General features: G+C 69.6%; 17 protein-coding genes. 9 read left to right on the top strand and 8 right to left on the bottom strand.

What is annotated here, in order from left to right:
* The first annotated feature begins 196 nt into the window (after positions 1-196).
* From DIE08_RS07300 to DIE08_RS07290, 3 genes are read left to right on the top strand one after another with little or no spacing between them, the layout of a single operon-like run.
* Positions 197-787, top strand: coding sequence for a DUF2760 domain-containing protein (locus DIE08_RS07300; RefSeq protein WP_124620768.1), 591 nt, complete (start codon positions 197-199; stop codon positions 785-787).
* Positions 784-2625, top strand: a complete 1842-nt coding sequence (locus DIE08_RS07295) for an Hsp70 family protein (RefSeq protein WP_124901453.1) — start codon at positions 784-786, stop codon at positions 2623-2625. Before DIE08_RS07300 ends, DIE08_RS07295 begins: the two co-directional genes overlap by 4 nt.
* A 5-nt stretch (positions 2626-2630) precedes the next feature.
* Complete coding sequence (locus tag DIE08_RS07290; protein WP_124901452.1) at positions 2631-5411, top strand: Hsp70 family protein; 2781 nt, start codon at positions 2631-2633, stop codon at positions 5409-5411.
* A gap of 153 nt (positions 5412-5564) precedes the next feature.
* Here the strand turns inward: DIE08_RS07290 and ctlX are convergent, their stop codons facing one another.
* Positions 5565-6566 (bottom strand): citrulline utilization hydrolase CtlX, encoded by a 1002-nt coding sequence (gene ctlX / locus DIE08_RS07285; protein ID WP_260436470.1) that lies wholly within the window; start codon positions 6564-6566, stop codon positions 5565-5567.
* 59 nt (positions 6567-6625) lie between these two features.
* The gene (locus DIE08_RS07280) at positions 6626-7705 is read right to left on the bottom strand and encodes an ornithine cyclodeaminase (RefSeq protein WP_124901451.1); all 1080 of its coding nucleotides are present in this window, start codon (positions 7703-7705) and stop codon (positions 6626-6628) included.
* A 295-nt stretch (positions 7706-8000) separates the two neighbouring features.
* On the opposite strand from DIE08_RS07280, the gene DIE08_RS07275 reads away from it, so the two are divergent.
* Positions 8001-8432, top strand: coding sequence for an Lrp/AsnC family transcriptional regulator (locus DIE08_RS07275; protein WP_006753967.1), 432 nt, complete (start codon positions 8001-8003; stop codon positions 8430-8432).
* 218 nt (positions 8433-8650) lie between these two features.
* Here DIE08_RS07275 and DIE08_RS07270 read toward each other — a convergent pair whose 3' ends face one another.
* Positions 8651-10072, bottom strand: coding sequence for a sensor histidine kinase (locus tag DIE08_RS07270; protein ID WP_124901450.1), 1422 nt, complete (start codon positions 10070-10072; stop codon positions 8651-8653).
* The gene (locus DIE08_RS07265) at positions 10059-10724 is read right to left on the bottom strand and encodes a response regulator transcription factor (RefSeq protein WP_124901449.1); all 666 of its coding nucleotides are present in this window, start codon (positions 10722-10724) and stop codon (positions 10059-10061) included. Before DIE08_RS07265 ends, DIE08_RS07270 begins: the two co-directional genes overlap by 14 nt.
* Before the next feature lie 236 nt (positions 10725-10960).
* Here DIE08_RS07265 and DIE08_RS07260 point away from each other — a divergent pair, with 236 nt between their 5' ends.
* Together DIE08_RS07260 and DIE08_RS07255 are read left to right on the top strand one after the other, a co-directional pair.
* Positions 10961-11977, top strand: a complete 1017-nt coding sequence (locus DIE08_RS07260; protein ID WP_059601225.1) for an ABC transporter substrate-binding protein — start codon at positions 10961-10963, stop codon at positions 11975-11977.
* 113 nt (positions 11978-12090) lie between these two features.
* Complete coding sequence (locus DIE08_RS07255) at positions 12091-13410, top strand: MFS transporter (RefSeq protein ID WP_124901448.1); 1320 nt, start codon at positions 12091-12093, stop codon at positions 13408-13410.
* Between the two features lie 150 nt (positions 13411-13560).
* Here the strand turns inward: DIE08_RS07255 and DIE08_RS07250 are convergent, their stop codons facing one another.
* Both DIE08_RS07250 and DIE08_RS07245 read right to left on the bottom strand, forming a co-directional pair.
* Positions 13561-15357 carry a sensor histidine kinase gene (locus DIE08_RS07250; protein ID WP_124901447.1) on the bottom strand — a complete coding sequence of 599 codons (1797 nt, stop codon included), beginning with the start codon at positions 15355-15357 and terminating at the stop codon, positions 13561-13563.
* Positions 15354-16001, bottom strand: a complete 648-nt coding sequence (locus tag DIE08_RS07245; protein ID WP_124901446.1) for a response regulator transcription factor — start codon at positions 15999-16001, stop codon at positions 15354-15356. Before DIE08_RS07245 ends, DIE08_RS07250 begins: the two co-directional genes overlap by 4 nt.
* 281 nt (positions 16002-16282) lie before the next feature.
* On the opposite strand from DIE08_RS07245, the gene DIE08_RS07240 reads away from it, so the two are divergent.
* Both DIE08_RS07240 and DIE08_RS07235 read left to right on the top strand, forming a co-directional pair.
* A complete protein-coding gene (locus DIE08_RS07240; protein WP_124620809.1) occupies positions 16283-16735 on the top strand; it encodes a hypothetical protein in 453 nt (150 codons plus the stop codon).
* A 102-nt stretch (positions 16736-16837) separates the two neighbouring features.
* Entirely contained in the window at positions 16838-18856 is a 2019-nt protein-coding gene (locus DIE08_RS07235; RefSeq protein WP_124901445.1) for an LssY C-terminal domain-containing protein, read from the top strand.
* A gap of 179 nt (positions 18857-19035) precedes the next feature.
* On the opposite strand, the gene DIE08_RS07230 is transcribed toward DIE08_RS07235, so the two are convergent.
* Together DIE08_RS07230 and DIE08_RS07225 are read right to left on the bottom strand one after the other, a co-directional pair.
* The gene (locus DIE08_RS07230; RefSeq protein ID WP_124901444.1) at positions 19036-21516 is read right to left on the bottom strand and encodes an alpha/beta hydrolase fold domain-containing protein; all 2481 of its coding nucleotides are present in this window, start codon (positions 21514-21516) and stop codon (positions 19036-19038) included.
* Positions 21503-23230, bottom strand: a complete 1728-nt coding sequence (locus DIE08_RS07225; protein WP_124901443.1) for a GMC family oxidoreductase — start codon at positions 23228-23230, stop codon at positions 21503-21505. Before DIE08_RS07225 ends, DIE08_RS07230 begins: the two co-directional genes overlap by 14 nt.
* Positions 23231-23594: 364 nt before the next feature.
* Here DIE08_RS07225 and DIE08_RS07220 point away from each other — a divergent pair, with 364 nt between their 5' ends.
* Positions 23595-24638 (top strand): AraC family transcriptional regulator, encoded by a 1044-nt coding sequence (locus tag DIE08_RS07220; RefSeq protein ID WP_124901442.1) that lies wholly within the window; start codon positions 23595-23597, stop codon positions 24636-24638.
* Positions 24639-24684: the final 46 nt, after the last annotated feature.

Below are 24684 nucleotides of genomic sequence, written 5' to 3'. Positions count from 1 at the left end.
AAACCCGCGCGCCGCCATGTTCTGTCCCCCAACTTCTGCCCGGTTTGCCCGCCACAGGGCAAAATACGGGTTTTCCGCACCCGAGAGGGCGCGCCCGAATCATGCGCCGGGCGGTGGCAGTGCGCAATCGCACGCCGCCACCGGGCGCCCAGGCAAGATGCTCGCCGTGTCGCGAGCCCACAGGAGTCCAGACCCCATGCCCGAATCCAACCTGTCCTTCTTCGGCCGGCTGTCGCTGGCCGTCGGCACGTTCTTCTCCGTGCTCGGCAACCGCGAGTTCGCGGCCGGCGTGCTGCGCGTGCGCGACGGCGCCCCGGCACCGGTCGCCCCGGCGCCGGTTGCGCCGGCCCCCGCCGCGGCTCCGGCGCCCGCGCCCGCGAAGGCCCCGGCCCCCGAGCTGCGCGAAGCGAGCCCGCAAGCCGCGCTGCAACTGCTCGGCCTGTTGCAGCGCGATGCGCGCTTCATCGACTTCGTCGAGGAAGACATCGCCGGCTATGCGGACGCCGACATCGGCGCCGCCGCACGCCTCGTGCACGACGGCTGCCGCGCTGCGCTGCGCGAGCACTTCACGATCGTGCCGGTGCGCGATGAAGCCGAAGGCAGCCGCGTGACGCTGCCGGCCGGCTTCGACGCGACGGCCGTGCGCGTGACGGGCAACGTGGTCGGTTCCGCGCCGTTCACGGGTACGGTCAGCCATCGCGGCTGGCGCGTGGCCGACGTGCGCCTGCCGAAGCTGACGGGCAGCCACGACGCATCGGTGGTTGCACCGGCGGAGGTGGAACTGTGAGCGATCCGCGCTATTCGATCGGTATCGACCTCGGTACGACCCATTGCGCGCTGTCGTACGTCGACAGCGCCGCGAGCGACGGCGAAAAGATCACGCAGCAGGTGCTGCCGATCGCGCAGCTGACCGCGCCCGGCGCGCTGGAGTCGCGCGACCTGCTGCCGTCGTTCCTCTATCTTCCGCATGAAAGCGAGCTGACGCAGGGCGATCTGACGCTGCCGTGGACGGCCTCGCGCGGCTTCGCGGTCGGCGAAATGGCGCGCACTCGCGGCGCGGGCACGCCAATCCGCCTCGTCTCGAGCGCGAAGAGCTGGCTGTGCCACCCGGGCGTCGATCGCCGCGCGGCGATTCTGCCGAGCGATGCGCCGCCCGAGGTGTCGCGCGTGTCGCCGCTGGAAAGCTCGATCCGTTATCTGACGCACCTGCGCGAAGCGTGGGATCACGCGCATCCCGACGCGCCGTTCGCCGACCAGGACGTGACGGTCACGATCCCCGCGTCGTTCGACCCGGCCGCTCGCGAACTGACGGCGGAAGCCGCGCGTGCCGCCGGCTATTCGCGGATGACGCTGCTCGAGGAGCCGCAGGCGGCGCTGTACAGCTGGATCCAGAAGAGCGAAGGCGGCTGGCGCAAGCAGGTGCAGGTCGGCGACCTGATCCTGTGCGTGGACGTCGGCGGCGGCACGACCGACCTGTCGCTGATCGCGGTGGTCGAGCGCGAAGGCAACCTGGAACTGCATCGCGTGGCGGTCGGCGAGCACATCCTGCTCGGCGGCGACAACATGGACCTCGCGCTCGCGCACGTGGTCGCGCGCAAGCTCGCGCAGCAGGGCACGCAGGCCGATCCGTGGCAACTGCGTGCGCTGACCTACGCATGCCGCTCCGCGAAGGAAACGCTGCTGTCCGACCCGACGACCGATGCGGTGCCGCTCGTCGTGCCGAGTCGCGGCTCGAAGCTGATCGGCGGTTCGATCCGCACGGAACTGACGCGCGCCGAACTCACGCAGACGATCCTCGAAGGCTTCTTCCCGCAGGTCGATGCGGCCGCGCGCCCGGTGAGCCGCGCGCGCGTCGGCCTGACGCAACTCGGCCTGCCGTATGCGCAGGACGCGGGCATCACGCGCCATCTCGCGGCGTTCCTTGGCCGCCAGGTCGCGGCGCTCGACACGCTCGAAGGCGTGCAGCGCACGCTGCCGCAAGGCGCGACGTTCCTGCATCCGACGGCCGTGCTGTTCAACGGCGGCGTGTTCAAGTCGACGCTGCTCACGCAGCGCGTGCTCGATACGCTCAACAGCTGGCTCGCCGCCGAGGGCGCGCCGCCCGCACGCCTGCTCGAAGGCGCCGATCTCGATCTCGCGGTCGCGCGCGGCGCGGCTTACTACGGTTACGTGAAGCGTGGCCGTGGCGTGCGTATTCGCGGCGGCACGGCGCGTGCGTACTACGTCGCGATCGAATCGGCGATGCCCGCGGTGCCGGGGCTGGAGCCGCCGGTGCAGGCGCTGTGCGTCGCGCCGTTCGGGATGGAGGAAGGCTCGGACGCGGCGCTGCCGCCGCAGGAGTTCGGCCTCGTCGTCGGCGAGCCGGTGCAGTTCCGCTTCTTCGGATCGTCGGTGCGCCGCCAGGACCAGGTCGGCACGCTGCTCGACTACTGGTCGCCGGAAGAACTTCAGGAACTCGAGGAAATCCAGGCGACGCTGCCCGCCGAAGGGCGCACGGTCGGCGAGATCGTGCCCGTGAAGCTGCATGCGCGCGTGACCGAAGCCGGCACGCTCGAACTCGAGGCGATCCCGAGCGGCACGGACGAGCGCTGGAAGGTCGAGTTCGACGTGCGCGGCGCCGCCTGAGCACGATGAAGCGCTATACGGTCGGCATCGACCTCGGCACGAGCAACACGGTCGTCGCATACGTCGAGGCCGGCTCCGACGCGATCCGCGTGTTCGACGTCGAGCAACTGGTCGGCCCCGGCGCGGTGGCCGCGCAGCCGCTGCTGCCGTCGGTGCGCTATCACCCGGCGGCCGGTGAGCTCGCGGCGGACGCGTTGAGGTTGCCGTGGCAGGCGGCCGGCGCGCGCGACGCGGCCGCCCGTTCGGGTGGCGGCCGTGACGGCGCCGCTGGTGACGCGCTGCCGCCCGTGATCGGCCGCTATGCGCGCACGCTCGGCGCGCAGGTGCCGGGCCGGCTCGTGACGAGCGCGAAGAGCTGGCTGTCGCACGCATCGGTCGACCGGCTCGCCGCGATCCTGCCGTGGGGCGCGGCCGACGGCGTCGACAAGGTGTCGCCGGTCGACGCGAGCGCGAGCTATCTCGCGCATGTGCGCGACGCGTGGGATGCCCGTTTTCCCGATGCGCCGCTCGCGAAGCAGGACGTGATCCTGACGGTGCCCGCGTCGTTCGACGACGGCGCGCGCGCGTTGACGGTCGAGGCCGCGCGGCGCGCGAAGCTGCCCGCGCTGCGGCTGCTGGAAGAGCCGCAGGCCGCGTTCTACGACTGGTTGTACGGCCAGCGCGAAACGCTGCGCGACACGTTCGCCGACGCGCGGCGCGTGCTGATCTGCGACGTCGGCGGCGGCACGACCGATCTCACGCTCGTCGATGTCGCGCCGGGCGACGGCGGCGAGCCGACCTTTACGCGCGTCGGCGTCGGCAATCACCTGATGCTCGGCGGCGACAACATGGACCTCGCGCTTGCGCGCCTGGTCGAAACGCGGCTGACCGAGCCCGGCACGCGGCTGTCGGCCGCGAGCCTGTCGCAGCTCGTCGAGCGCTGCCGCGCCGCGAAGGAGCGGCTGCTCGGCGACGATGCACCGGCGTCGGTCACCGTCACGCTGCTCGGCGCGGGCAGCAAGCTCGTCGGCGGCGCGCGTTCGGCCGAACTGACACGGCAGGAAGTCGAACAGATCGTCGTCGACGGTTTCTTTCCGCAGGTCGAGGCCGGCGAACTGCCGCGCCGCGCGCGGGCGGCGATCGTCGAATTCGGGTTGCCGTATGCGAGCGACCCGGCCGTCACGCGGCACGTCGCCGCGTTCCTGAACCGTCACGCGGAAGGCCCGCTGCCCGACACGCTGCTGCTCAACGGCGGCGTGTTCCGTGCGGGCGCGCTCGCCGGCCGTCTCGCGCAGACGCTCGGCGCGTGGCGCGGCGCGCCGCTCGACGTGCTGCACAACGCGCATCCGGACGTGGCCGTCGCGCGCGGCGCGGTGGCGTATGGCCTCGCGCGCGCCGGGCATGCGCCGCGCATCGGCGGCGGTTCCGCGCGCAGCTATTTCCTCGTGCTGGACGACGGTGCCGGCGATGCAGCCGCGCGCGGCGTCTGCCTGCTGCCGCGCGGAGCGGAAGAGGGCCGCGAGATCCGGCTGGAGGATCGTACCTTCGCGCTGCAGCTCGGGCAGCCGGTGCGTTTCCACCTCGTGTCGACGGTGGCCGACACCGCGTACCGTCCCGGCGATCTCGTCGCACTCGACGGCGGCGATTTCGTGCGGCTGCCGCCGATCGCGACGGTCGTCGAGCGGCAGGCGGGCAGCGATGCGCGCGAAACGCCTGTGAAGCTCACCGCGTCGCTGACCGAGGTCGGCACGCTCGAAATGCATTGCATCGCGACCGACGACGCGGCACGCCGCTGGCGGCTCGAATTCCAGTTGCGCGGCGACGCGCCGGCGCACGGCGGCGACGATGCATCCGCGCGGCATCCGCGTCTCGACCAGGCCATCGAGCTGATCGAGCGCTCGTTCGGCAGCAAGGCCGCGGACGTCACGCCGAAGGACACGCGCCGGTTGCGCGCGCAATTGGAACAGGTGCTCGGCCCGCGCGAAGAGTGGGACGTCGCGCTCGCGCGCGAACTGTTCGACGCGCTGCTTGCGCGGGCGCGGCGCCGCCGTCGCTCGGCCGATCACGAACGCGCGTGGCTGAACCTCGCCGGTTATTGCCTGCGCCCGGGCTTCGGCCATCCGCTCGACGCATGGCGCATCGAGCAGCTGTGGCCGCTGTTCGACGACGGCATTCAATACGTGAACGACGGGCAGGTGTGGTCCGAGTGGTGGACGCTGTGGCGGCGCGTGGCCGGCGGCCTCGACGACGATGCGCAGACGCAGGTGCGCGACGCGATCGCGTTCCTCGAACCGTCCGACGACAAGCGGCGCAAGCTGCCGTTCGATCCGGGCAAGGTCGGCCCGGCCGACATGACGCGGCTGTCCGCGTCGCTCGAACGATTGCCCGTCGAGCGCAAGGTCGAGCTGGCCGAGCGCCTGATCGCGCAATTGCAGAAGCCGGCCGAGCGCGCGCTGTGTGCGTGGGCGCTCGGGCGCATCGGTGCGCGCCGGCCGTTCTACGGCAGCGCGCATAGCGTCGTGCCTGCGGAAGTCGTCAATGGCTGGCTCGACGCGCTGTTCGCGCTCGACTGGAAGCAGGTCGAGCCGGCCGCGTTCGCGGCCGCGCAGATTGCCCGGATGACGGGCGACCGTTCACGCGACCTGCCGGACGATACGCGCGACGCGGTGATCAAGCGTCTGTCGGCCGCGAATGCGTCGGCCGCATGGATCGACATGGTGCGCGAAGCGATCGCGTTCGACGAAGCCGACACGGCGCGCGTGTTCGGCGAAACGCTGCCGGCCGGGTTGAAGCTGCTGGCCGGGTGAGTGGCGCGATGTGCTCCGGTATCGTTCGGATACCGGAGCATTTCGCGGCGTTGCCGATGCGGGCTGACGCGCGCCGATTCAATGCCCTTCGAACAAAAAAACGGCTGCCGTTGCATCGCATCGGCAGCCGTTTGCGCTTTGTGATCCTGTCGGTCAGATAGGCGGCGTCGTCTCGCGTGGCAATGCGGCCGACTCCGCGGCGATCGTATCCGGCACGGCCGCCCGCCGCGCGAGATGAATCCCCGCGAGCATGCAGCGCACCGATCCGCCGGCCAGTTCGATCGTCGGCACGTCGAGCGGCAGCAGCCGCGCGGAGCGCTCGATCACCGCACGCTGGTCAGGTGTGAGGCAATCGAACGCACGCCGCGACAGCGCGAGCACACGCCCGTTTCTTCCCGACAATTCCAGCGTATTGCCCGCGAAGTTCGCGATCTGCGACTGATCGAGCGCGATCACCGCGCGACCCGTTTCAGTCAGGCGTTGCGCGATCTCGGCGCGGCGCCGGCCGTCGGCGATCAGGTCGAGGCCGACCATCGCGAACTCCGTCGCGACGCTCATCATCACGTTCGTATGATAGATCGGGCGCCCGTCGGCGTCGGCCGTATCGAAGCAGATCGGCTCGAAATTGAAGTGCGTGCAGAAGCGTTCGAGCGCGACCGGATCGGCACGGCGCGACCGCGCGGTATAGGCGATCCGCGCGACGTGGTCGAGCACCATCGCGCCGGTGCCTTCCAGGAACACGTCGTCGCATTCGAGACCTGAATAGTCGATCACGTCCTGCACGCGATACTCGGCCTTCAGCATCTCGACGATGTCCGCACGCCGCTCGCGGCGGCGGTTCGGGCTGTGCATCGGATACAGCGCGACGTGGCCGCCCGGATGCGTCGAGAACCAGTTGTTCGGGAACACGGAATCGGGCGTGTCGCGCTCGCCGTGGTCGTCGAACACGTGCACGCGCACGCCCGCATCGGCGAGCGTCTGCGCGGCGGCCGTGACTTCGTCGCGTGCGGCGGCGGACACCGACGACGTGTCGGTCGAGCCGCCCCCGGCCGTGCGCTGGAACGCGTTGTCGGCCGCGGTCTGCGGGTTCGGCAGGAAACGGTGCGGCCGGATCATCACGACGGCGGCCGGCGCCTGGATCGATACGAGATTCATGGAAGGCAGGAGCGAAAGGCAGGGAACCGGGCAGCGCACGGGCCGCCCGGCGATGACGGTCAGCGCGCGAATGCGGCGACGGCTTCGGTGACGAACGCCGCGTGACCCTGCGCGATCGCGGCCGGGTCATCGATCAGCGCGAACAGGTTCTTCGGGTCGACGGCCGGCGGAATCAGCGCGATCTCGACACCGGCGTTGTGCTGCTGCGCGAGCGCGTACAGGTAGCGCAGCGCCGAGTAGTCCTCCAGCGCGAAGCCGACCGAGTCGAACACGGTGACTTCGTCCGCGCGTTCGCGGCCGGTCGTTTCGCGTTGCAGCACGCGCCACAGTTCGGTGACGGGGAAGTCGGCCGGCATCTGCTGGATCTCGCCTTCGATGCGCGACTGCGGCTCGAATTCGACGAACACGCGGCCCGCCTGCAGCACGCCCGCTTCAAGCTCGGTCTTGCCGGGGCAATCGCCGCCGACCGCGTTCAGGTGCATGCCGGGCTCGATCATGTCGGCCGTGACGATCGTCGCGTACGCCTTGTCGGCGGTGACGGTCGTCACGATGTCGGCGCCGCGCACGGCGTCGGCGGTCGATGCGGCGCGCACGACGCGCAATTCAGGGTATGCGGCGAGGTTCTGCACGAGCTTGTCGGTTGCGAGCGGATCGACGTCGAACACGCGGATTTCGTCGATGCCGAGCAGCGTGTGGAACGCGATCGCCTGGAATTCGCTCTGCGCGCCGTTGCCGATCAGTGCCATCGTGCGCGAGTCGGGACGTGCGAGACCCTGCGCGGCGAGCACCGACGTGGCGGCCGTGCGCAGCGCGGTCGTCAGCGTGAGTTCGGCGAGCAGCAGCGGGTAGCCGGTATCGACTTCGGCGAGCGCGCCGAATGCCATCACCGTGTGCATCCCGCGCGTCGCGTTGACGGGGTGGCCGTTCACATATTTGAACGCGAACAGCGACGCGTTCGCGACGGGCATCAGTTCGATCACGCCGTCGCGCGAGTGGCATGCGACGCGCGGCGACTTGTCGAAATCGGCCCACTGCAGGTAATCGGCGCGCAGCGTGTCGACGAGTTCGCGCAGGAACGTCGTGACGCCGGTTTTGGCGATCAGGCGGGCGGTGGCGGGAACGTCGAGGAAGCGAGTCATCGGTCTGTCTCCATTGTCTTTGCCGGTACGGGTGTCCTGGCATTCCGGTCGACCGGGCGATGCTTCGGTGCGGGCGCGGGCTTGCTGAAAAGCGGCGGCACGGCGTATTCGGCCGGTCGATGGAGTCATTATTTCCGGGAGTCGAGCCAACAAAAAGACGGCAAAAGTGGCAGATTTATCGATAGACTTGTCAAAATGCCGGCCATATCCGGCAGTTTGCCCGGTTCGCGCTGGTCGGAATGCGCAGCCTCCGGCACGCTGGCGGCCGGTTCACGCTCAACAGGAAGGCCCCTTCATGATCACGCTCGACGACGTCGACCGGCAGCTGATTGCGCTGCTGCGCGACAACGCGCGGCTGCCCGTCGTCGCCCTGGCGAAGGAATTGCGCGTCGCGCGCGCGACCGTGCAGAACCGGCTGACGCGGCTGGAGAAAAACGGCGTGATCGTCGGTTACACGGTACGGCTCAAGCCGGCGGCCGAACGGCACCGGATCCGCGCGCTGATGTCGATCGCGGTGCAGGGCAATCGCGGCGCCGAGGTGGTGAAGGTGCTGCGCGGGCATCCGAATGTCGCGTCGATCCACAGCACCAACGGCCGCTGGGATCTCGTCGCCGAGCTGCATGCCGATTCGCTCGAGCATTTCGATCGCGTGCTCGGCGCGATCCGGCTGATCGACGGCATCGCGAGTACCGAGACGAGCATTCTGCTGTCGACGCACAAGGCGTAGCTATCCAGTTGCATTGCTATTGCTGAAGTTGCGATGCTGCGGATGTCAGGAAACGCGCCGACGTCGACACGTTGTGGTGGCCGTTCTGCGGCCGCCAGTATGGACCGGCTGGTGGCGCGACATGAGGGGCACAATGCCGACGACGATCGCGACAGCGACGACTGAGCGTCTGTCGCCATGTGGCGTTCGATCGGTCGTATGTCAGATCATACGGTAACCTAAGCTTTGCCTGCGCGCTGCGTCGCCGCCCTCGGAAACGTCATCACCACCGCGAACCCGCCGGCATCCGGAAACGCGAACCCGATGCGCCCGCCGTGCGCTTTCATGACTTCCTGCACGATCGCGAGCCCGAGCCCCGACCCGGTTCGACGCTCGCTGCCGTCCGGCGCGATCCGGACGAACGGCTGCAATGCCGCCTCCCAATGCTCGCGCGGAATCCCCCGCCCGTTGTCGGTGACGGTCAGCGTCACCGCTTGATCCGCGTTGCCCGCGCTGGCGACCGACACGACGATATCGTCTGCATGTCCATGCAGCAGCGCGTTGTGCAGCACGTTCGACAACGCTTCTTGCAGACTGATCGCATCGCCGTCGATCCACGCATGCGGGGCGTCGCTCGCGAACGCGACGGCCACATCGCGCGTGTCCGCGAGCGGAATCGTGCGGCCGAGCACGTCCTTCGCGAGCGCGACGAGGTCGACGGGTTGCAGCGGCACGACCTCGGTGCGATGAATCACCATCGCATGATTGAGCAACTGCCCCGTGAGGCGGCCGACGTCCGCACTGGTCGCGCGCAGCGCGTCGAGCCGTGCCGCATGGCGCGCGGGATCGGATTCCCCGTCGAGCAATTCGATCTGCGCGTCGAGCCGCGCGAGCGGTGTGCGCATCTGGTGCGCTGCGTCGGCGATGAAGCGCTGCATTGCGTTGATGCGCTCGGCCAGGCGGTGTATCAACCCGTTGATCGAGCCGATGATCGCGTCGATCTCGCTCGGCGTATCGACGGCCACGGGCCGCAGGTCGGCCGGGTCGCGCGCGGCGATGAGCGTGCCGATCTGCGCGAGCGGGCGCAGGCCGCGCCGGATCGCGAGGCCACTCGCGCCGATCGCGAGCACGCTCATCAGCAGGATCAGCGTCCACACCTTGATGCTCATGTCGTTCGTGAGCTGCTGGCGCGCGTTGGTGGTTTGCGCAACGGTCACGAGCGCCCAGCCGGGCGTGCTTTCCTCGGGCATGTAGCGCGCGATGGTCGCCGTGCGGATCCGGTGCCCCTGGTAGACGGCGTTCGCGAACGCGGGGCCCTGTTTCGCGGCGGCGAGCGTCGCGGGGCTCGCGAGATCGTTGTAGCCGGCCACGACGATACCGCGCGAATCGACGACCTTGTAGTAGACGAGGTCGTAGCGCGACAGCGTCGACAACGCGGCGACGGGCGGGTTCAGCGCGAGCACGCCGCCTTGCACGTAGAGGTTCTCCGCGACCTGGATCGACGCGCCGGCGAGCAACTGGTCGTACGCGCGTTCGGCCGCGACGCCCGCGTAGTAGCGTGCGATCGCCGCGAGCGCGAGTGCGCCGGTCGCGACGACGAGCGCGATGAACAGCAGCGTGCGCCCGAACAGGGTCTTCGGGAACCAGTCAATGCGCGGCAATCTGATACCCCATCCCGCGCGCGGTGCGGATCTCGACCGAGCTGCCCTGCAGCTTCCTGCGCACGCGTGTCACGTACTGCTCGACCGCGTTCGCGGTCGGCTCGTTGCCGAAGCTGAACAGCTGGTTCAGCAGTTCGTCCTTGGAGAAGATCCGCTGCGGGCGGCTTGCGAGAATCTCGAGCAGCGCGAATTCCTGGCGCGAAAGCGACAGCGGCTGGCCGTCGAGTTCGGCCAGCCGGCTGCTGCGGTCGATCACGAGGCCGCCGAGCGTCAGCACGTCATTCGCATGGCCGCTGTTGCGGCGCAGCAGCGCCTGCACGCGCGCATCGAGCTCGCGGTAGTCGAACGGCTTCACGAGATAGTCGTCGGCGCCGAGGCCCAGGCCGCTCACTCGGTCGTCGATCGCGGAACGCGCGGTAACGAGCAGCACCGGCGTCGTGCTGCCCGACGCGCGCAGGTTGCGCAGCACCGAGAAGCCGTCGAGGCCGGGCAGGTTCGCATCGAGCACGACGAGGTCGAAGCGCTCGACGCGCAGCAATCCGTTCGCGGTCGAGCCGTCGGTTTCGAGATCGACGGCATGGCCGAGCCGCGCGAGGCGGCTGCGGATCGCCGCGCCGATTTCGGCATCGTCCTCCACGACGAGAATGCGCATGGTGCCGTTTGCAGGTAGATGAGTTAGGGGTTTTCCCGAGGCCGGGATGTCAGCATTTTCTCAGACTCGCTCGATAACCTGTGTTCAGCCGGAACGAGCGATGACGGCATTAATACCAGAGGAGACGGCAACATGCAGCATGTCACGGGCACGACGAAGGCGCGGCCGAATGCACGGCGAAGCCTGACGCGGGCTGCCGCGTCGTCGCTTGCCGCCCGCGGTACGCAGGCGTGCGCATGACGACGTCGCCCCGCCGCCGCGCGTTGCTCGCCGCCGGCCTCGGCATGCTTGCCGCACCGTCGCTGGTGCGCGCGAAGCCGCGCACGGTGCGGATCTCGAAAGGCTACGGCGTGCTGTACCTGCCGCTGCTCGTGATGGAGAAGCAGCGCTTGTTCGAGCAGCACGCGGCGCGGCACGGCGTGCGCGAGGTCGCGGTCGACTGGGTGCTGCTCGACGGCGGCAATTCCGTCAACGACGCGATGATGGCCGGCACGCTCGATTTCGCGGGCGCCGGCGCGCCGGGCTTCATCGAGCTGTGGGCGCGGGCACGGGGGATTCCGAACGTCGAGGTGATCGGCATCAGCGGATTGTCCACGACGTCGCTGTCGCTCAATGCGAATCGGCCGGGTCTCGCGTCGCTGCGCGACTTCACGCCGTCCGACCGGATCGCCGTACCGGGCATCCGCACGTCGCTGTCGGCGGTCGTGCTGCAGATGGTCGCGAGCCGCCAGCTCGGCGCGAAGCATTTCGCGCAACTCGATTCGATCACCGTGAACCTGCCGCATCCGCAAGCGATGCAGGCGCTGATCCGCCGCGAGAACGGCGTCACGGCGCACTTCACGTCACCGCCGTTCTCGACCCTCGAGTTGCGGCAGCCGGGCATTCATCGCGTCGTGAATTCGGTCGACGTGCTCGGCCCGCTGACGCTCGACGTCGTGTTCGCGCCGAAGCGGCTCGTCGATACGGAACCCGCGCTGGCCTCGGCATTTCTCGGCGCGCTCGACGAAGCGAACCGCCTGATCGCGCAGGACCCGCGCGCGGCGGCCGCGCTGTATGCGGCCTCGTCGGGTGTCGGCGTGTCGCACGACGACGTGATGCAGATGCTCGCCGCGCCGGACACGCGTTTCTCGGTGCGGCCGAACCAGCTGATGGACTACGTCGAATTCCTGTATCTCGCCGGCACGATCAAGGCGAAGCCGCGCGCGTGGCACGAGATGTTCGCGCCGATGCTCGACGACTACCGGACCGGCTGATCGCCGCCGTCCGTCGCCGGACCCCGATTTCATCGATCACCCCCGCGCCCGCGCGTGCATCGCGCGCGGCGCCGATTCAACCGACAAGCAACCGATTCACGGAGGAGCCCGCAGTGAATACCACCGAAACCCTGGACCCCGCGTCCGCCGAAGAGCAGCGCATCATGTCTAAGATGGCGCGGCGCCTGCTGCCCATCCTCGTCGTGATGTTCCTGATCGCGTTCATCGACCGGCAGAACGTCGGCTTCGCGAAATTGCAGATGGTGCACAGCCTCGGGATGACCGAGGCCGCGTTCGGTCTCGCGTCGTCGCTGTTCTTCATCGGCTACCTGCTGTTCGAGGTGCCGAGCACGCTCGCGCTGCATCGCTATGGCGCACGCGTGTGGCTTGCGCGGATCATGCTGACGTGGGGCCTCATCACCGTGCTGATGGGCTTCACGACGTCGATGCCCGCGTTCTGTTCGCTGCGCTTCCTGCTCGGGATCGCGGAGGCCGGCTTCTATCCGGGCGTGATCTATTACCTGACGTTGTGGTTTCCGCAGAGCTACCGCGCGAAGGTGCTCGGCATCTTCACGCTGGGCAGCGCGCTCGCGAACATGCTCGGCTCGCTGGTCGGCGGCGTGCTGCTGGGCCTGAACGGCGTGTGGGGGCTCGCGGGCTGGCAGTGGGTGTTCGTGGCGACGGGCATCCCGGCGGTGATCGTCGCGATCGTCGTGTTTCGCGTGCTGCCGGCGTCGTTCCGCGACGCACCGTTCCTCGACGAACGCGAGAAGCAGATCGTCGCGGCCGCGCTCGAACGCGAGAAGCCGGCGCAGGCCGAGCATGCCCAGCCGTGGAAGGCGCTACTCGATCCGCGCGTGATGCTGTTCGCGGCGACCTACATGCTGATGTCGACGTCGTTGTACGGCGTCACGTACTGGCTGCCGACGATCGTCAAGTCGTTCGGCGTGTCGAGCAGCACGAACGGCTTGTTGAGCATGCTGCCTTGGGCGCTCGCGGTATTGCTGCTGCTGTGGCTGCCGTCGAAGCTGCGCCGCGCGAAGAGCATCCTGCGCACGATCGCGATCGTCGCGGCGCTCGGTGCGCTCGGCTTCCTGCTGAGCCTCGTGCTGCCGTCGACGCCGTTGCGCTTCATCGCGCTCGTGCTCGGCGGTGCGTGCATCCCGCTGCTGTATCCCTGCTTCTGGTCGATGCCGCCGCGCTACTTCACCGGCGCGCGTGCGGCGGCGAGCGTCGCGGCGATCAACTCGATCGGCAACCTCGGCGGCTTCTTCAGCCAGAACCTGATGCCGTTCGCGGGCAAGGTGACGGGCACCGCGTTCGGCCCGATGATCGTGCCGATCGTGTGCCTCGCACTGCTCGGGGTCGGCGCGCTGGTCGCGTGGTCGCGCTCGGAGCGGGCGATGTCCAGATCCAACCTGGGACGATGCTGAAAGCCGCTCGCGCGGCGATAGAAATTGATTGGGCGAGTGGCGACGATCGACGAAAACGTTCGAACAACTCACCATCCTGACCGTTCGTCGCCAGCGGGAAAGGACGACGACTGACCCCCGCAGCGGCATTCCGCCGCTGCATCCTCACCGTTACCCGTGCGTCCGCGACGCCCCCGGTGCTTCATGCGCGATCGCCACATGCGCCGACGCCACCGGAATGTCCACCTCCACCGTCGTTCCCTCGCCGAGCGTCGTATCGATCCGCAGCGTGCCGCCGACGAGATACGCGCGCTCGCGCAAACCGACCAGCCCGAACGATCCCGACTTGCGCGGCGCACCGGGATCGAATCCCGCACCGTCGTCGCGAATCGTCAGCGTGATCGTCTCGTCACGATAAACGAGCGCCACGGTCGCGCTCGACGCGGCCGCGTGCCGCGCGACGTTCGCGAGCGCTTCCTGCGCGATGCGGAACACGGCCGTCGCATACGGTTCGTCGAGGTGCAATTCGCCCGGCTCGACGTGCAGCGCGCACGCCATGCCGTGTCGGTGCCGGAAATCCTCCACGAGCCATTGCATCGCGGCCGCAAACCCGAGGTCGTCGAGCATCAGCGGGCGCAGGTCCGTCGCGATGCGCCGCGTGGCCGTCACCGCGCCGCGGGCGAGCGCATGCATCGCCGCGATCTTGCGCGCCAGCGTCGCATCGTCCTGCGGCACGTGGTCGAGCAGCCATTCGAGATCGTTCTTCAGCGTCGCGAGGGTCTGCGCGAGTTCGTCGTGCAGTTCGCGTGCGATGCGGCGCTGTTCGGCCTCGCGTGCGCTCGCGCTGATCGCCGCGATCTCGCGCAGCTCCTCGCGCGACGCCTGCAGCGCCCGCTCCGCGCGCACGCGCTCCTCGACTTCGCGCCGCAGGTCACGGTTCGACGCGCTCAACTGCGCGGTGCGGGCCGCGACGCGCTGCTCGAGCCGTTCGTTCGCCTCGTTGAGCTGCGCGCTTTTCTGCACGACGAGCAGGTGCTGATAGCGCGCGCCGGCCAGCGCGCGCACCGTCTGCGCATGCAGCCTGCCGTTCTCGAACAGCAGCGCGAACAGCACGACACCGGACGCGACGAGCCCGTAGGTCCGCCCGGCGTAGAAGCCGAGGTCGAAGCGTCCGTGGTTCAGCATCGACGACAGCGCGATGTCGAACAGCCATGCGACGAGCACGATCATCACCCACAGGTCGAGCACGGAATGATGGCGCCGCTGCCGCCACATCAGCACGAGCGCGGCAAGATTCAGCGCCCAGACGACCGCGATCGCATTCGTCATCGTCGAGGCCATCCGGTTGCCCTGCATGATGCGGGGCAGCAGGTCGTGGCCGGCGGTCGCGAGCAGTGCGAGCGCGCCGGTCGCGCCGGCCGTCAGGGCGATGCAAAGCAGCAGCGGAATCGCCGCGCGGCGCTGCTCGAGCGACGGCGGATGCGCGCGCGGGGCCGCGCGCAGCAGCGCGTATGCGGCGACTGCCAGCGGAAAGCCACCGTGCCAGAACAGATAAAGCCACGCGGTGGTCTGTTCACCTGCACCGAGCAGGCCTGTCGGCGCGAACAGCCCCGGAAAGGTCAGCATGTGCGTGCCGGCCATGAAGCCCGTGAACAGGTAGCCGCCGGCGAGCGCGAGCAGCGATTTCTCGCGCAGGATCGCGTACTGGCCGAGCAGCAGGCCGGCCGTCACCATGTCGTTGACGACGATCGCCGACTGGTACACGGGGATGAAGCCCGACACGTGGGCAAGCGGCATGCCGGCGAACGGCGCGAGGGCGATGAAGATCATGGCCGACACGACGACTGTCGCAATCGCGAGCCGCCGCTCCCGCCGGTCGGGCGGCAGCGACGACATGAACAGGCGCGACGGCTCCGACGCGTCGTCGTCATCGGCCGCGGCCGGGCGGAAGCGGAATGCGGGCATCATGCGTCGTCGATGCCGAGATCGAGATCGTGGCGCATCGCGTAGCGCACCAGCGCGGCTTCGTGCGGCAGCTCCATCTTCTCGAGGATGCGCGTCTTGTAAGTGCTGACCGTCTTCGCGCTCAGCGTGAGGTCCGCCGCGATCCGCGTGACCGTCTGGCCCGCGACGATGCGGCGCATCACGTCGAGTTCGCGCTCGGACAACCGCTCGTGCGGCAGCATTTCGTACGGCGCGCGCATCGTGCGCGCGAGGCTCTCGGCCGCCGACGCGCTCACGTACACGCTTCCGGCCGCGACCTTGGTGACGGCCTGGACGAGTTCGGCGGTCGCGCTGTCCTTCGTCAGGTAGCCGGTCGCGCCGGCCTTGAACGTGCGCGCCGCGTACTGCGTTTCCGCGTGCATCGTCAGCACCAGCATGCGCAGCGATGGCACCTGCGTCTTGACTAGCCGGATCAGCTCGATACCGGTCGGCGCGGGCATCGACAGGTCGAGCAGCAGCACGTCGGCGGCGCAACGCTCGGCCAGCGCGAGCGTGGCCGCGCCGTCGCTCGCCTCGCCGACGATCTCGAAACCGCCGGCCGTTTCCAGGATGTGACGCAGTCCGTCTCGCATGACTGCGTGATCGTCAGCCAGAATTACCCTGATCATCTAGCGGCCCTCTTTTGGATAACGCGGCGGCGGTTCTTCTGATCAATATATGCCGCCGAATCGGGAAGTGGTGCTCCCGCGGGACATTTTTGAGACATCTGGGGGTGAATGTGTCTTGAAGCGAAATAATCGTCGTGAAATGGCTCGGGCGGTAGGGGCAGACGGGGAGGGTATTCCCGAGGAATCGTCACGGCCGGGCAGACGGCGTGCCTCGCGGCCCACCCTGATTCAGGGATAAACTGGTGCCCGATTGCATCGTCCAGACCCGAGGAGCCGCCACGATGATCGATCTTGCCGACATCCTGCCGTCCGCGTTGCCCGCCGCCGTCGCGTGGGCCGACGCGCAGGCGGCTCACGGGCTCGCACGGGGCGTGCCGCTGACGCCTGCGCAGGCCGACGACGCGCGTACCGTGGGCGTCGCGCAACCGGAGCGAATCCGCGTCGTGGTCGCCGACCGGCTGCCGTTCCCCGACACGCCGGCGCTGGGCGCGATCGCGCGCGACACCGGTCTGCTGTCGCCGGGGACGATCGGCCTCACGCTCGGCCATGCGGTGTTCGTGCTGCGCGGCCACGACACGCGACGCCTGCTCACGCACGAATTCCGCCATGTGCATCAGTACGAGGAAGCCGGGTCGATCGGCGCGTTTCTCGCGCGCTATCTGCACGAGATCGCGACCGTCGGCTACCACGACGCGCCGCTCGAGGCCGACGCGCGGCAGCACGAGTTCGACTGACGCCACCGGCCGGCGCGAACGCGCACACAAGCCAATGAACCTTCCTCACGCCATCGCCGGCCCGATGCGGAACCGTCGCGCCGCCACGCCGCGCGGCCCGCGATGAGCGCCACGATCCACGCGTGGCTCAGTGCGATTGGCGCGCACCCGGCGCTGGTGCTGGCGATCGTGTTCGCCACGGCCTGTGCCGAGGCGATCGCGTTGATCGGCACGGTCGTGCCGGCCGGTGCCGTGATGTTCGCGGCCGGCACGCTGATTGGCGCGGGCGCGCTCGACGGCTGGACGGTCGTCGGCGTCGCGGCCGCCGGCGCGATCGTCGGCGACGGGATCAGCTACGAGCTCGGACGCCACTACGGCGGTGCGATCCGGAATGGATGGGTCCGGCTGGGCTACGCGGATGCGTATGCGCGCGGCGAGCAGTTCGTGCTGCGCCACGGCACGAAGAGCATCGTGCTCGCGCGCTTCCTGGCGCCAGTGCGCGCGGTCGTGCCGGTGGTCGTGGGGTGCGCGACGCTGCCGCGCCGGTCGTTCTATCCGGTCAACGTCGTGTCGGCGCTGATCTGGGCGCCGGTGCACATCGCGCCGGGCATCCTGTTCGGCGCGTCGGCGCTGCTGGCCGCGGCGATCAGCGTGCGGGTCGCCGCGATTCTGCTGGTGGTCGCCGCGCTGGTCGCGCTCGTGTGGATCGGCGTGCGTGTCGCGCTGCGGCGCGGCTGGCCGCTGCTGCACCACGCGCTCGTCGCGGCCATGTACGCGTGCATACGCCGCTGGCCGCGGTTCGGCGCGCGGGTGCACGACATGTTCGTGCGCGTGCGCCGCCTGCCGGGCGCGGTGCCTGTGTTCGCGCTGCTGTTCGTCGGCTGCGTGTGGCTGTTTGCCGGCATCGTTCAGGACGTCGTCGCGAACGATCCGCTGATGCACGCCGACATCGCGCTGTATGCGTTCCTGCAGAACCTGCGCACGCCGCCCGTGGATGCCGCGATGCGCGCGCTTGCGGTGCTGCACGGACACGATACCGGGCTGATCGTCGCGGCCGCATTTCTCGTCTGGCTGATGATCCATCGCTGCTGGGTGACGTCCGCGTGGTGGCTCGCGACGGTCGGCATCGCGGTCGTGCTCGTGCCGGCGTTCGGCGCCGGCTTGCCCGGCACGATGCCCGCGAACCTGCCGCCCGGCGCGCTGCACGTGCCGCTGCCCGACGCCGATGCGGCGTTCGCGATGCTCGCGAGCAGCGGCATCGGCTGGGTGCTCACGCGCGACCGGCCGGCGCTGTGGCGCATCCCGGTCGTGACGGCGGTCGTGCTGTGGATCGTGCTCGGTGGTTTCGCGCGACTGTACGTCGGCGATACGTGGTTGTCGGGCTTGCTCGGCGGCTGGAGCCTCGGGCTCGCGTGGTTCGCGATGCTGGCGGGCGCTTATTCGTACTGGCGCGTGCGCGAGCACGTGCAGCCGCGGGGCGCACTCGTCGCGGTGCTCGTCGTGCTCGCGACGACCGGCGTCTGGACCGTGCCCGCGCAATGGCAGCTCGATCGGGCGGCGCGTCCGCACGTGGGCGACGTCGTCGCGATGACCGTCGATCAGTGGCTGCGGGGCGGGTGGCAGCGCGTGCCGACGCGGCGCTCCGAGATCGGCGGCGATCGCGAGGAATATCTGCCGCTGCAATGGTGCGCGACGTCGGACACGCTCGATCGCCATCTGTCGCTGGCCGGCTGGCAGCGCGCGACGCCGTGGTCGCCCGCCACGACACTGCGCTGGCTGCTGCCGCAGGCGCCGGCCGATGCGCTGCCCGTGCTGCCGCGCTACACGCATGGCCAAAGCACGCGCCGGGTGTTCGTGCGTGTCGATCCGGCCCGTCCGGACAGCCGCCTCGTACTGCGGCTGTGGCGTTATCCGTATGTGCTGCAGGACGCGCTCGGCACGCGGCCGCTGTGGTACGGCGCGCTGTATCGCGAGACGCTGCATCGGCCCGCGCGACTGATGACGATCGTGCGCACGACGACCGTCGACGATGCGGCGACGATCGCGCAGGCGCTGAAGATCGAGCCGACGATCGAGCAGCCGCCTGCGGGGATGAGCGCGGCGCCGGCCGCGATGCTGCTCGTGTGGATGGTGCAGCCTTGAAGCGCGTGCGGCGCATCGGGCGTGCGCCGGTTGCGCGGGGACGACGGACAGGCGCAGGCCGACCGTCTTGAGTGCCTCGAGCAGAAGTCGATCGGGTTGCCCCACGCAACGGGCATGTCCATGTGCACGCCGGTCGTGTATTCGCCAAGCGTGAAGCACTTGCCGGCAACGCCGGAACTTCACGGCGTCGTCGCCGTCGCCGCTACCCGCTGCGCAGCAAACCCTGCCAGCGTGCGCAACGCGTCCCGCGCCGAGCGCAGGTAAAACGCCTGCAGATGAAATACGTGCCAGCGCGCGGTATGAATCTCGAGCCGGCACGGCACGCCGCAGGCGAGCGCATGCGTCGCGAGTCGCTGCGCATCCGACAGCAGCACTTCCTGATCGCCGGCCTGCACCAGCATCGGCGGCAAGCCGCGCAAATCGGTGTCGAGCGGGCCGCGCGCCGCAGCCGAGCCTGCGCCGTGATACCAGCGCAACCCCTGCTCGAGCCAGCCGCGCCGGATCATCGGATCGTCGTGGCGGCGCGATGCGAGCGTCTCGCCACCCAGCGTCGGGTCGGTCACGGGCGAGATCAGCAGCAGCGCGGCCGCGGCCGGCTCGCCGCGCTCGCGCAGCGCGATGGCCAGTGCCAGCGCGAGCGCGCCGCCGGCCGAATCGCCCGCAATCACGATCCGGTGCGGCGCGTAGCCCTGCACGCGCAACGCGTCGTATGCGGCCAGCGCGTCGTTCAACGCCGCCGGGCTCGGATGCTCGGGCGCGAGCCGATAGTCGGGTACCCACACCGGCAGGCCGGCTTCGGCCGCGAGCCGGGTCGTCACGCCGCGATGGGTATGGGGGCCGCCGAGACAGAACGCGCCGCCGTGCAGGTAGAGGATCGCGCCGCCCGCGTCGCCGTGCTTCGGCGCGATCACTTCGACCGGCACGCCGGCGGCGGACGTCCGGTAGCGCAGCGTGCCGCTCGCACCCGGCATCAGCGGCGACAGCAACGCGACGACGCGGCGCTGCATGCGCGCGCCGAACGGCGGCCCGATCAGCGGCCGGAACGCGACGCGCAGGAAACCGCGCAACGACGCGGCGGCAAGCGCTTCCACGCGGCCGGCGGGCGGCGCGATAACGGTGCCGTGCGTCGGCGTGACGGCGCCGTGTGCCGGCGTGGCGGTGTCGGGCAGCGGCTGCGTGAAGCGGTACGCGGACAGTCCCGTGAAGCGCGTGATCCATCGATAGGTCAGCGTGAAGCCGGGCCAGTTCGTGCTGTTGTGGCCGGACGCATCGACGTACCAGCTCTTGCAGCCGCTCCACACCGAGCCGTCGAGCCGCTGCTGCACGTGCGTGTTGTAGCGCCGGTAGCGGCGCGGATCGACGTCGATCGCGCGTGCGCCGTCGCGCCGCAGCGCGCGCACGCAGCGCATCACGTGCGCGATCTGGCTTTCGAGCATGTAGACGATCGAGTTGTGGCCGAGGTTGGTGTTCGGGCCGTACAGCATGAAGAAGTTCGGGAAGCCTGGCACCGTGAGCCCGAGATACGCCTGCGCGCCGCGTCGCCAGGCGTCGTTCAGGTCGAGGCCGTCGCGGCCGGTGATGCGCATCGGCGACAGGAACGCGGTCGCCGCGAAACCGGTGCCGTAGACGATCGCGTCGACCGGATGATGCGCGCCGTCGTCGGTCTCGATGCCGGTCTCGGTCACGCGCCGGATGCGCTGCGTGACGAGCTCGACATTGTCGCGGTCGATCGCGCCGAGGTAGTCGCTCGACAGCAGGATCCGCTTGCAGCCGATCGGATAGTCGGGCGTCAGCCGTTCGCGCAGCGCAGGGTCGCACACGTCGCGCGCGAGCAGCTTGAGAAACGGCCGGCCGACCGCGACATCCATCAGCCCGTGCAGCCGCGTGAACGCGATCGCACGCGATTCATAGCGCACGTAGATCGACGCGCGATGCAGCTTCATTGCCCACGGCAGCCGGCGGAACAGCGCCCGCTCCCACGGACGATACGCGCGGTCCGGACGCGGCATCACGTAGGCCGGCGAACGCTGGAACACGACGAGGCGCTCGACGTCGCCGGCGATCGCGGGCACGAACTGGATCGCCGATGCGCCGGTGCCGACCACGGCGACGCGCTTGCCCGCGAGCGGATAGTCGTGATCCCAGTGCGCGGAGTGGAAAGCGCGGCCGCGAAACGTGTCGATGCCGGGCAGGTCGGGCATCGCCGGGCGGCTCAATTGTCCCGTGCCGCTGACGAGCATGGCGGTGCTGAGCGTCGTGCCGTCGGCGAGCGTGACGTGCCACAACGCACGGGCCTCGTCATACTGCGCGCGCTGGACGTCGGCGCCGAAACGCAGATGGCGCGCGAGGCCGTACTTGCGCGCGCAATGTTGCAAGTACGCATGGATTTCGGGCTGCGGCGCGAATACGCGCGACCAGTCCGGGTTGGGCTCGAACGAGAACGAGTACAGATGCGAGGGCACGTCGCACGCGGCGCCCGGGTAGCGGTTGTCGCGCCACACGCCGCCGACGTCGTGCGAGCGTTCGACGATCACGAAGTCGCGAATGCCGGCGCGTTGCAATGCGATCGCCATGCCGATGCCGGCGAAGCCGGCGCCGATGATGATCGCCGACAGCGGCGCGGCCGGTTCGGCGAAACGGGAGGCTTCAGGCGACGACATGGCGGGTCTCCTCGGTATGAATCGCATCGTGCGAATCACACGATGCAGGAACGGCATCGCCATGCGCTGGCGCAAGCGCCGCTTCGCATTCCGCGTTGGCGGATGATCGTGCCGGCACGCGCCGCACGTCTCGAATCAGGTCGATGGCCTTCTCGGCGATCATGATCGTCGGCGCATTGGTATTGCCGCCGATCAGCGTCGGCATGACGGACGCATCGACGATGCGCAGCCCCGTGACGCCATGCACGCGCAATTGCGGATCGACGACCGCGAGCGCGTCGTGTCCCATCCGGCACGTGCCGACCGGGTGATACACGGTGTCGGTGCGCCGGCGCAGCACGTCGCGGATCTCGTCGTCGGTCGTCACGTTCGCGGTGAACATGTCGCGCGTGACCCATTCGGCGAGCGCCGGTGCTTCCATCAGCGTGCGCGTGAGCCGGAAGCCGGCGACCATGTCGTCGAGGTCGCGCGGATCGTCGAAGAACGCGGGGTCGATGCGCGGCGCGGCGAGCGGATCGGCGCTGCGCAGCGTGACCGAGCCGCGGCTGCGCGGCCGCAGCAGGCACACGTGGCACGACAGCCCGTGACCGGCATGCAGCCGGCGCGCATGATCGTCGACGAGCGCGACGACGAAGTGCAACTGGATGTCGGGCGCATCGAGGCCGGGCCGCGTCTTGAGGAAGCCGCCACCTTCCGCGAAATTCGACGTCAGCATCCCGCGCCGTTCGCGGCGAAAACTCGCGAACTCGCGCAGCATGCGCAGGCCGCCGCGCGCGGACACGCCCATCGTGTCGACGCCGCGCACGCGGTAGCCGAGGATGAAGTCCGGATGATCCTGCAGGTTGCGGCCGACGCCGGGCAGGTCGGTTCGCACCGGAATGCCGAGCCGCTGCAGTTCACGGGCCGGACCGACGCCCGACAGCATCAGCAGCTGCGGCGTCTGCAGCGCGCCCGCCGCAAGCACGATTTCGCGCCGCGCGCGCAGCGTGCGAACCTCGCCGCGCTGCCGCACCTCGACACCCGTCGCGCGCGTGCCGTCGAACAGGATGCGCAGCACCTGCGCGTGCGTTTCGACCGTCAGGTTGTCGCGGCGGCCGATGTGCGGCAGCAGGTATGCGCGCGCTGCGCTCCACCGCTCGCCGTGCTTCTGCGTGACCTGGTACAGGCCGACGCCTTCCTGTTGCGCGCCGTTGAAGTCGTCGGTGAGCGGCAGGCCGGCCTGTCGCGCCGCTTCCAGGTAGCGCGCATGGAACGGGTTGCCGGTGCGCAGGTCGCTGACCCACAACGGGCCGTCGCGGCCGTGAAAGGCGTCGTCGAAGCGCTCGTTGTGCTCGCTCAGGCGGAAGTACGGCAGCACGTCGTCGTAGGACCAGCCTTCGTTGCCGAGCGCGGCCCAGCCGTCGTAATCGACGCGATGGCCGCGAATGTTGACCATCGCGTTGATCGCGGACGAACCGCCGAGCGCCTTGCCGCGCGGCTGATAGCCGATGCGCCCGCCGAGCCCCGGCTGCGGCACCGTGTCAAAAGCCCAGTTGTTCACGCGGGTCGGCAGCATCACGACCGCGCCGGTCGGCGCGTTGACGATCGCGTTGTCGCCGCGGCCGCCGGCCTCGAGCATGCAGACGGTGACGGCCGGGTCCTCGGTGAGGCGCCCCGCGACGACGCAGCCGCCCGAACCGCCGCCGACGACGATGTAATCGAACGTTGTGCTCATGAAATCGTCTCCCGATGGTCGATGGTTCACGCGCTGCACGCCTGCGCGTGCAGCGGCGGGTCGAAGCGCCTGTCGGACGGCGCGCTGCGGCTGCGGCGCCCGGTGTCGTTGCGGGACTCGTGCCGCGCGCGCGAGCGTGGTCCGCGATGCCAGCGGTCGAATGCGTTGCGCGGGGGTTCGAAGCGGGCGGCGAGGTCGGATGGGCGACTCGGTCGCATGGTGTCTCCTCCGGGGGGGGCGTTGGCGTCGTTCACGCGACGACTGATGACGCCGATGGTGCGGGCCGCATGGGAAAACACCAATGCTGCTTGGGGACAATTGTTTTAGTATTTGGGCCAAATCGGCGCTTCGAGGGTTTCTCCGCATGAGCTTCTGGGACTTCACCCGGAGTCCGGCCAGCGCGCGGCTGCTGGTCGATTTCGGCGACGAACGCGGCGTGCCGCGCACGAAGTTGCTGGCCGGCACGGGCCTCGTGGACGCGCAGCTCGACGATCCGAAGGTCGAGGTGACGGCCGCGCAGGAACTGCGGTTGACCGGCAACCTGCTGCGCGCGCTCGGGCGCGCGCCGGGCCTCGGGTTCGAGGTCGGACAGCGCTATCACTTCTCCGCGTACGGCGTGTGGGGCTACGGGCTGATCGCGAGCGCGACCGCGCGCGACGCGCTGGCGCTCGCGATGCGCTTCCTGCCCCTCACGTATGCGTTCACGGTGATCACGTACCGCGAGGAGCCGGAGACGGGTGTGCTGAATTTCGGCGCGCCTGAGCTCGATGCCAGCCTGAGCCGGTTCCTCGTCGAGCGCGACATGGCGGCCGCGGCCGTGCTGCTGCAGGAGATCGGCGGGGGCGATTTCGCGTTGTCGCGCTTCACCATGCAGGCTGCTCGTGCGACGAGCGCGTCCGCTTCCACGCCCGTGCTGCGCATCGCCGGCGTCGAGCCTGCGTTCGGCGCGCGCGCGAACAGCCTTGCATTCGATCGCGCGTTTCTCGATCGGCCGCTGCCGCATGCGAACCCGCTGACGGTTTCGATGTGCGAGCAGATGTGCAGCCAGTTGGTCGACGCGCGGCGCGCGCGGGTCGGCACGTCGGAGATGGTGCGGCAATATTTGACGGCGGCGCCCGGTAACGTGCCGTTCTCGCTCGAGGACATGGCGCGGCTGATGAGCACGAGCCCGCGCACGCTGAAGCGCCGTCTGCAGGAAGAAGGCACGACGTTCCGGGTGCTGCTCGCGCAGGCGCGCGGCATGATGGCCGAGACGCTGCTCGGCGATGCGCACTTGTCGCTGACGGAGGTGGCCGAGCGGCTCGGCTTCAGCGACCTGTCGAGTTTCTCGCAGGCGTTCAAGCGCTGGTATGGCGTGCCGCCGGGCGCTTATCGCAGCGGCCTGTTGCGCGACGGTGGCCCGCAATGACGCTCCGACGCCGTGTCGCGCCACGCGCGTCGGCTCGCACGCGCGC

The sequence above is a fragment of the Burkholderia sp. Bp9004 genome (assembly GCF_003858025.1).
Taxonomy (GTDB): Bacteria; Pseudomonadota; Gammaproteobacteria; order Burkholderiales; family Burkholderiaceae; genus Burkholderia; species Burkholderia diffusa.
This window is presented reverse-complemented; position numbering and strand designations above follow the sequence as displayed.